The 10,700-nt window shown below is 50.3% G+C and carries 1 protein-coding gene; it reads right to left on the reverse strand.

Annotation, left to right across the window (positions count from 1 at the left end):
* Nucleotides 1–51: 51 nt before the first annotated feature.
* Nucleotides 52–10,700: hypothetical protein (locus ACED36_RS21270; protein WP_371733788.1), on the reverse strand; the 10,649-nt coding region annotated here is incomplete at its 5' end.

Consider the following 10,700-nt stretch of genomic DNA (forward strand, 5'->3'; position numbering starts at 1 on the left):
TCTTTGGTGGTAATTCGCGTGTCAAAACTGACGCATTCTAAACAATTAGCCTTAGTCTAGTTTCAGCGCTTGCTGTTGGATCAATTGATTCAGAATATCCGTGCCTGTTGCGCTCACATCTAAGCCAAGTTCACTCCAGCCTACGTCGTGCAGAACAATGTCTTGCACTTCCATGCCGCCCGCGGTTCGTGACACGTGAAGGGTCAAGCCATCGTCTGTCATTTCAGGGCGAATGTAATCCAGCAATTCGCCAATGGAAGAACCACTGCCAATGGCATCCGGCAGAATCGCAGAGACATCTAGCTGATCGGCTACCGTGACCGTGTCACCCAGCTCAAAGTCTGCCACCGTATCTGTATTACTTGACGTAGCGCTAACGCTATCGGCTGTCCACGCATAGACATCATCGCCCTCGCCGCCCACGAGAATATCGTCACCTAAGCCCGCTTCGATGATATCGTCACCATCACCGGCTATAACACGCGCACCGGCATCGTCTGCTTCGAGGTTATCATCCGCTTCTGTGCCAAATTGCGTTGAGTTTGGATCAAACACCACCAGCTGACCCGTCATCAACATGGACTCAAGAATTTCATCTTGTGTCAGACCGGATGCATCCATCCCCAGCAACTCATTCAGCGTGTGGCCTTCAATGAGGATGTTTTGGATCGGCGCGCTGGCATCATCAAACACTTGAATGCGCGTATCACCGCCCACCGTTTGGATATCAAGTCGATTCGCCAATTCGGTAAAGGTAAACACGCCTGTGGTATCAAATGCGTCGGAAAGATCGATCACATCAATCCCGTTTTCAAAGTCTTTGATCACATCATTGGCAACGTTTGCAGCCGTACCGAAATCACCGGATTTCCACGCAAAGGTATCGGCGGCACTGTCTCCCGTGCCATCGATATCACCACCCCACATTTGGTCGTCACCCGCGCCGCCTGTGAGAATGTCTTCGCCTAAACCACCCGCGAGAATGTCCTCGCCCGCACCGCCGTGAACTTGCGTTGCTTGGTTGCCATCGACTACCAAGTTATCACCGGTGTTATCTGTATCATTGAGAACAGGCGTTGCTGCTGTGTCTACCACTTCGATATTAATGGTGAGTGAGGCTTCTTTTGGATCGCCATCACCGACATCAGACAGCGCAGTGACGGTCACATCACCCACTGGCTGCGCACTAAATCGAAGATTGAGATCCTCAAGCGTGACCGATGCTAAATCCGTTTGGCTGAGTGTCCAATTCCCATTCCCATCATTCGTGCCAACCGGGTTACCTGCGCTATCAATTAACTCTCCAGACGTACCGAGTCCGCTAAAAGTTAAGGAGAATTCGTTATCAATCGGGTCAACCAACGTCGCCATCAGCCCCAATAACGGAACAATCGCGCCAACTGCTGCGCGCATAGATGCAAGCTGAGTGGCATAAGTAAGCGCTGGCATGTCTGATTTAGGCGCAACAACAATGGAGACAGTATCGCGATCGAATTTCTGACCGCCAGCACCAAAGTTTCCGCGATCACGCGTGGTCATGGTTAAGGTGTCATCACCCGAGGTATTGTCACCTGCAAATTCATAGTTAACGCCACCAGCAAGTAAGGTATTAATGGCGTCGATGTCACCGGTCAGCGTTAACGTATTTGACCCTGCTCCTGAGACAGTGATTCCCGTGGTATCACCAACAAGGTTAAGCGTACTGCCCGCGCCCACTGCCAATTGCACATTCACCACGCTGCTGCCGTCTCTTGCATCCACATCTTGGACTTGCAGGTCGGTAATTGTGAGCACAGTGTCCTCTTCTGCGGCGTAGCTATCCGCTAGGATGTTCACGGGCTCATCATTCACTGCTGATAGGTTGACGGTAATTTGTTTATTCACCACATCAGTAGACACCGCACCGTTATCCACGGTCTGAATGGCAAGATCCAACACCAATTGGCCGTTAACATCTTGCGGCGGAATAAAGGTCAGATCCTCAAGACGCGTACTGTCGATGGTCACGACAATATCACCGCCGTCCGAGGTTTCCGGTGTGACGATGCCGACCACACCATCAGGCAGAACAATTTTGCCGCCACTAGGGACACCTGAAATCGTAATAAGTAAGGTTTCAGGTGGGTTTTCAGTGACATCAACACCTGATGGCTGCCCTGTATCGCTAACACTATCGCGGTTATCTTTCGCCGTGATTTCCATTTCAAGATGAACGGCGGTGTCTTCCGTGCCGGATGCCGATGCGTTCACATTGGCGTTCGCCCCATCACCCACAGGATCGACCGTGAGTGAAACGACTTGGCTGTATCCAACAGGTTCGCTCAAGTTGTCTTCTTGGGTAAACACGGTAACCGTAAAGTTAACCGTGCCACTGAAGTTGCCCGCTGGCTCCACCGTGATTTGCGACAGCGATGTGTTGTCTGTTATCGCGCTGGCAGGAATGATCCACTGCCCTTCTGATGCATTGACCGCAGGGGCAGACAAGGTAAACCCGTCTGGCACATTTTCCACGATAATAGACGCAAGGGATTCGGAGCCATCAATATCACTAAAGCTAAAGCCAAGATCGGCCAGTGAAGCGCCGCTGGTCGTATCTTCATCCACAGTGATCTCAGCGACGTCGGTGTCGCCTAATTCCGTGCCATTTTGGGTAAAGGTGACTTCGTCATTTACAGCCGTCACTTCAACGTTCATGGTGGTGTTCACCGTGCGGCTGTCAGTACCGGTTGTTGCTGTGTCTGTAATCGTGATGGTCGCAGAGACTTCAACTTCACCACTGAAATCGGGTGAAGGCTTAAATTTGATGTCATTAAGCTGGCTTGCATCAACAACCAAGGTGCTTGATTCACTGCCATCGGCCAATACAAACATGCCCATACCCGCAGGCACTGTCAGTGTCGCCGCGGTGATTTTCTCTTCACCATTGGCCTGATCATTGTCGGCCAACGAAGCACTCAGACTGAGGATAATAATGCCATCTTCAAGTGCCTGACCGGAAACAACCTGTTCCGTTTCACCCGCTTCGAGTGGTTGCTGCTCCGCGTTCAAACCTTGCGTTTCTTTGATGCCCAGTGAGAACGAGAAATCTAGCGTATTGTCACCCGGTTGCGCGGCACCGTCTGGCTCGGGTAGGTCAACCAATGGCTTGACGTCAATATCAACGGTCATTGCTGTCGTTGTGGTATGACCGCTAACGCTGTCGATATTGACCACGCTAATCGGCACAGACATTTCACCCGCAAAATCTTCTGGCGGCGTAATAGTCAGTGCGGATAAATCCAATCCACTTGGGTAAGGGTTACCCGATTCTTGTCGACCTGGCGGAGTGAACACATAGATATTGTCTTCGACATGGTAGTCGGCCCCTCCAACAACCGACCCTGCCGGCAAGTCTTCGCCTTTGATCACGATGGTGATTTGGTCGTTAAGCTCGTCACCTGTACCCGCACTTGGCCAGTTGATTGCTGTACCCACGTCTGCTAGTGAAATCGGGTTGTCTTCATCTCCCGTCAACACTACTGTGGTGTCCGTTGGCGTCACGGTTTGCGCCAATTCAGTGTCAGTCGATGAGTTTTGGTAGTTCAGTGTAATGACGCTAGTTACCACTTCAGGAAGGCTTTCATCTCCTTCGCCGCCGTCACCACGGTCAATGACCATGGCACTCAGTGTAAATGTGGTTTGCTGAAGCGCGCTGTTAGGTGGCGCAACGATGGTAAAGTCATTTGGATCGTCAAGAATCCAGCCCATATCACCATTAAACTGCGCGTTTTCTACATAGAAGCCTTCCGGTAAATCACTGATGTAAACTTTGATGATTTCTTCAGAGCTTGATGTGTCTGGATGTGTGAACACCACGGCATTCAGGAATGCGGCACTGCCCGAGGTGTCGGTAGACACTTCAGTGACAGGCTGGTTTGTGCTATCTAGCAAGGCCAAGGTGCCATCTACCGTTTCAACCACCGCCTGAATATCAATATTGACCGTGCCGGTAATCTCTTTCTCGGCAGATGTCTGCCCTTCAAAGTCGTCTTGTCGAATCGTCACTGACGTCGTCAACGTGAGGTCTTCGTCGCTATGAGGCGCACGCTTCACTTGTAGTTGATAGCCATCAGCAATCTGCGCTTCCGTCAAGGTCACTTCACCGCCAACAGGTGTTAACGCGATAACATCGCTGCCTTTGACCAATTGCACACTGTCTGTATCAGCGAACCCAGAAATGGTCGCACCAACAACAAACTCTTTCACGCCTTGCGCATCAGAATCAGGCACACCTGCAACGGTAAGATCAGGCTGCCAATCTATGTTCACCCATGCATCTTCGTTGCCTGTTGTCGTTGATGTTTCGTAAGTATCTGCCGCATCAATCACTGGCGGGCCGACAATCACTTCAATCGTGGTGCTGATCGCTTTGTCATCGCCATCGTTTTCTGTCGCGACCAATTTGGTCTCAATGCGCAGATCTTCGGTGGTATTGGGCGGAAGCTTGAGATAGACATCACCCGATGCAAAGGCATCAAGCGCGACGGAATAGGTAGGAATTGACATACCGCTACCGTCTGTTTCCCAGCCAGCAAATGCCAGTTCAACATCGGTTAATGAACCATCCGCATTTTTGACCACAAACGATACGCCATCAGGCAGATTCGAGACGATCATGGTGAGTGATTCTGAGCTATCCGATGGCGAAAGTGCCTTCTCACCAGACGACACATTGAAATCAACTGCCACCAAACCATCGCCGTTAATACCGTCTTCTGGGACTGTCGTTGTCACAACACCAGTAGCAGCGTCGTATTGCCACTCGCCCGGATTAGTTCCTGGGTTTTCAATCGAAAATTCCGGCGTATCAGCAACACCAGCAATCAGTACATTCAGGGGTTGAGCCGGCAAAATGCGTTCGTCATCCGGCGAGTTCGTGGCAGAGTCAACAACAATGCCTTCGACCATCAATGTGATGTTTTCATTGCTGTGAACTGGTGGAATAAGTTCTAGGTTCGCTAAGTCGGCAATCGCGATACGGTCAGTGTCGGTAATGGGTGTAATCGTACCGCCATCATTAAGTTGCAGTGTCGCGCCCGCTGGTATGTCATAAATGCGCACGAACATGGCTTCTGACCCATCGGCATCACTGCCAAGCGTGGTCAACGAAATCGCGCTAGCGAGTGAAATTGCCTCCCCTTCCGCGACATTGGTATCTGGGTTACCCGCATCTTCATTCCCTACGACGGTGCGCACCACCATTCTTGCCTCGTCAGCAACAGGTTCGACGCGCAAGATAATAGACGACGTTGTTTCGGCCGTTTCTGTGCTCGTTGGTGCTGATTCGGTGGATATTGCTTTAATGCCGAGTGCGATGTCTCCGCTGAATTCACTGTTGGGAATAAAGCGAACTTGGCTCAATCGCGATGGGTCATCCAGCTTCCAAACGCCGTTATCTTCATAGATAGCACCACCTTGGAATCGTCCTTCGCTTGGCGACAGCGTGAATTCCAGCGCAAGTGTTTCTGAGCCATCAGTATCCTGCAGACCCGCTGACAGAAGATCTGACAGTACGAACTGTGCAGGGTCATTAATCGACGTGCCGAATGGGTTGAAGTCTTCTTTGAGCTCGAATACTCCATCCGCTGCATCGCCAATCAATGTGATGGTTGGCGCATCGGCAACGCCGGAAACCGTCACTTCCATCGGCGAGGAGGTGAAAATAGGCTCATGACCGTTTAGTTCTAACTCAACATCAAACTGAATCAGGTCGGTGTCGTCATAGGAGGAGTAGTCAGGGTCAGGAATAAATGTTACGCCTGACAAATCAAAGATAATCGGCGCAACGGTGCCGGAAGCTTGAAACATGCTGCCCAAGAACACGATATTCCCATCGCCGTCTGGCAAGATTTCAGCGCCATTAAAGTAGAATTTTCCGCCAATGTCGCCAGCTGGGTCCTTGCTCATGAGGGTAACTTCACCGTCAAGCACCAAGGTTCCTGCGTCTTCGTAGGCTTCGCCTAAGTCATTGTCACCAATATTCAGCTGAACATTGATGGCAACGCCAGCGGAAGCATCAATGCCAGAAGCCTCTGTATTCGTATCATTCTGCCCCTGATCTTCGGTACCTGTTATCACGCCACTCGTTGCTGGCGCAATAGTGATCGTCGGCACTTGATCGTTTAGCGTCAGCGCAATCGCACCTTCGGCTGTGTCACCATCGTTATCGGTCACTTCATATTGAATCGATTGATTTAACACAGCCGATGGGTTGTCTAAGTTAGCGACAAAGGTGAAGGCAATTTGACCCACAGGTTCATTGCGCGGATCAATACGCATGGTGGCCAATTCAAGCGCCGGATCTGTGTCGGAATACAGCGTGATGCTCGATGGTCTAGTGGTCGATACGTCAATCCACTCAACACCATTGTGAATGCGGGTTATCAAGGCCCCATCAGCGCCTTGCAAGCTTTCAATATCGGAGGGCACTGATGGATCAGTGGCTTCAAATACATCAATATTGACCATGGTGTCATCGGTTGGTGAATCGTTTACCGCTAATGGAATCGCACCTTGTGCGGTCGGAATATCGTCTTGCACTTCAATCGGTACGCGGATTTGCCCTGATTCATCACCATCGGCATCTACCGTGTGTGCAATAAGGTTAAAGGTGAGAGCGTTCTTGCCATCGCCAGTGTCGTGATCTAACCCCGATAACAGTTCAAACCCAAACGTGCCATCTTGCGCTAAGGTCACTTTGAACACATCACGATTGTCGCCTGTACCGTCATCAGCGACACCAAAATAGGTTTTAGGGTAAGCATCCGTGGCAGGTCGTTGCTCTAGACTCACAAGAAAACCATCCGCCAAAACAGGTCTGCCATCGGAATAAGTTAGGTAGTCTGTTTCAAAGAAATAGTTCGTAAAATCATCGCCAAGCGCTTTGTCTACATCGAGAGTATTCGGCTCGCCACTGTCATTAGTGGTATCAATATTCAGCGTGCCGCTCGACTGCGACCCCTCACTCTTACCGGTTGTCGCATCAATACTGCTTTCTTGAACAGACACCGTATCGATAGATGTTACGCCTCCGTTTGTTGAGTCATCATCTGCCACGGTAAAGGTAACAAGACGCGCCAACTCACTGCTCGCATCATTTGGATCAACCAATTTATCGCCATCCGTATCCTCGACTTGGATCGGTAGCTTAATGCTAATGCTATCGCCGTCGGCGCTAACATAGTTTTCATTGATTTGATCGCCCGCTTCTTTCGGATGGATCAGCGCTTGATATTGGGTAAATGCGGCATCCACCTCTACACCTAAACCATCAGCAGCTTGTGTCGATGTCAGCACGAACTGCAACGCGGGCTCCCCATTGATGGATGCCAAAATGGTCAATACCGGATTGCCAGCACCATCCGTGCTTGGTGTCATTGTCACGTCATCAACAAACTCGCCAAGATTATTGGAGAGTAATTTGAGCTCACTGATCAACGTGGCATTGTTGTTACCATCATCAATCGAAATCGTATCTGGTACTAAACGATCTGAAATCGCTGCCAGGCTAATCGTGCCAGATTGTGTATTTTCAGTTGCCGAGGCGTCATATTGATTTGGCGTGCTGGTTTCTTCCAACGCAATCACATCTACTGGTGCACCTGAGGCATCTAAGCGCTCTCCACCTGAGGCTGGCGTGCCATCAATAATATTGAACGTGATAGACGACGAATGACTTTCGTCACCATCAGCATCCGTCACGGTGTACGGCAAGGTAAAGGTGGATTTTTCATCGTCAGCATCCCCATCACTGGCTTGATGCTGGTCGATAGGTTGATATTGCGTGACAGAGAAAGTCGGCTCACCCGTCGTTCCCGATGGTTCAAAGGTGATTTCGAGTACTTTTTCTGGCGTGCCGTTGTTGTCGGCATAGACCGTAATCACTCCGTCTACTGACGTATCAACCGTGGTTGGCATCCCATGACTGGTGAGACCTGAAAACGCGGTCTCTGCAGCTGTAGTGTCGAAGGCAATACTGCTAACTTCGTCGCTCCCTACATCAATGCCGGTAGATGATGAGGCGCTCTTGGCATCACTCGGATCCGTTTGTGGTTCAACCAAATCAATGCTTGATGCGCTAATCACCGGCGCAGCACCATCAGTGCTTTGCAGTGTCAGTTGCGCTGGGCTGTGCATCAAGTCACCGCCCGTGTCAGTCACTTGCAGCGGCATGTTGACCGTGATTTTATCGCCATCGATATTGACATAAGTGCCTGACCCAGAGAGGTGATCAAGCGGTGCATTTTGCGTGAGCGTTGCGGAGATATTGACGTCTTTGCCATCTTGAGTCGCGGTGACAACCAGTTCAAGGACCACCACACCGTTTACTGTGCCTGTCCACGTTAATGTCGCCACGCCATTGCCATCAACGGTGGTTTGGCTGGTGAAAGTAACGGCGTCGCCATTGGACGTTATCTGCGCAAGCTCGCTTTCAATCGCGGCAAGATCGTCAGGCGCGATTTGTAGCGAATCTGGAAGCAAGCGTTCAGTGCCCGCTTCTATCACAAAGCTTTCCGTGTCTGGCGCGCTATACGTGGCGTTGTCCAAATCCCCTTCAACCACAGTTAATGATGCGTTTTGCCCGCCTTGCGCATCAATATCAATTGATAACGAAATTTGACCGGACGCTTTATCACCATCAAAGTCCGTGACTTCATATTGAATTGTCTCGGTCGTGACGTCTTGCGGGTCAGTAAGGTTAGGGTTTAGCGTAAACGTGATTTCGCCCACGGGCTCATTGCGTGGGTCAATAAACATGGTGCCAAGCTCAAGACTTGGATCAGCTTCAGAATACAAAGTAAGGGTTGTTGGGCGTGTGGTTGACACCTCTTCCCATTCTTTACCATTGTGAATGCGCGTGATGAACGCGCTGTCAGCACCTTGTAAGCTTTCAATGCCTGGAGGGACCGAAGAAGAATTAGTGATTTCAAACACATCAACGGTTGTTGTATTTCCGCCTACGGATGCATCGTCTAAAGACGCTGAGATATCACCTTGTGTTGTGGGAACATCATCTAGCACCGTGATTGGCACGGTGATGCGACTCGATTGATCACCATCCGCATCAACGGTATAGGCGCTGAGGTTAAAGCTCAGCGAGTTATTGCCATCACCTGGCTCATGATCTAATCCTGATAGAAGCTCAAAACTAAAGGTGCCATCTTCTTGCAAGGTGACTTTGAATGCATCACGGTTGTCGCCCGACCCATCATCCGCGATACCGAAGTAGGTTTTCGGGTACGCATCTGTTGCAGGGCGTTGCTCCAAGAAAATAGGGTAGCCGCTGGCGAGAACAGGTTGCCCATCAGGGTAGACAACGTAGTCGCTGACAAAAAAGAAGTGACCAATATCGTCCCCCGTATCGCTATCGGCATCTAACGTATTCGGGTCACCGGCATCGTTGGTGTTATCAATATTTAGCGTACCGCTGGATTTGGAGCCCTGACTGACACCAGTTCCATCATCAATGCTGCTTTCTTCCACAGAAATAGGATCGGTGGTTGTCAAACCAAGCGTTGTGGCGTCATCCGCCACCGAAAACGTCACTATTCTCGGTGACTCTGTATTGGCGTCGTTGGGATCAACCAGTTTATCGCCATCGGTATCTTCAAGTTGAATGGGCAGCTTGATGTTAATTTTATCGCCATCGGCACTGACATAGTTACCGGAGATTTGATCGGCAGGGTCGATTGGATGAATGAGCGCCTGATGTTGGGTAAACGACGTATTCACATTAACACCCAAGCCATCCGGCGCTTGAGCAGGAGTCAGCACTATTTCCAGAGCGGGATCGCCGTTGATAGAAGCTAGAATGGTTATCGAGCCATCCGCAGCGGTTGTCAGCAAAACCGAATCTATGTTCTGACCAAGATTATTCGTCAGTAGTTTAAGCTCGGCTTCCAGCGTGGAGAAATCATCGATAGATAGCGTGTCATGCACTAATCGATCGGATGTCGCTGCAAAATTAATCGTGCCCGTTGTCGTATTCTTTGGTGCAGACGCGTCATATTGGTTTGGTGTTTCTAATTCATTAACAGAAAAGAAATCTGTTGGGGCACCTTGTGCATCAAGTCGCTCACCACCCGGCGCGGGTGTACCGTCGATGATAGTAAAGGTGACAGAAGATTGATTGCTGACATCACCGTCTGCGTCGGTCACTGTGAACGGTAAAGTAAAACTGGATTTTTCATCATCGCCATCGCCATCGCTGGCCTGATGCTGATCGATCGGCTGATATTGTGTCACCGTGTATTGCGCTGGCTCTCCTAGCGTACTGGACGGCTTCAGGGTGATTTCCAACACTTTTTCAGGCGTGCCATTGTTGTCAGCATAGAGGGTAATCACACCATCAACCGACGTATCGACAGTTGTTGGCATACCATGGCTGGTGATGCCAACGAACGCTGCTTCCGCTGCGGCCGCATCAAAGTCAGCACTGACGATTTGATCACTGCCCAAATCAATATCAACAGAGGTTGTTACTTCTTTGGTTTCACTCGGATCGGTCTGCGGTTCTACTAGTTCAAGGCTTGCATCGCCCACTACCGGTGCTTGACCATCATTGCTAACCAAGGAAATAGTGGCGGGGCTTTGCATCAAATCACCACCGGTATCCGCGACTTGCAACGGCAAATCAATCGCAATGCTATCGCCATTGATAG

The organism is Enterovibrio sp. FF113 (assembly GCF_041439165.1).
Taxonomy (GTDB): domain Bacteria; phylum Pseudomonadota; class Gammaproteobacteria; order Enterobacterales; family Vibrionaceae; genus Enterovibrio; species Enterovibrio norvegicus_A.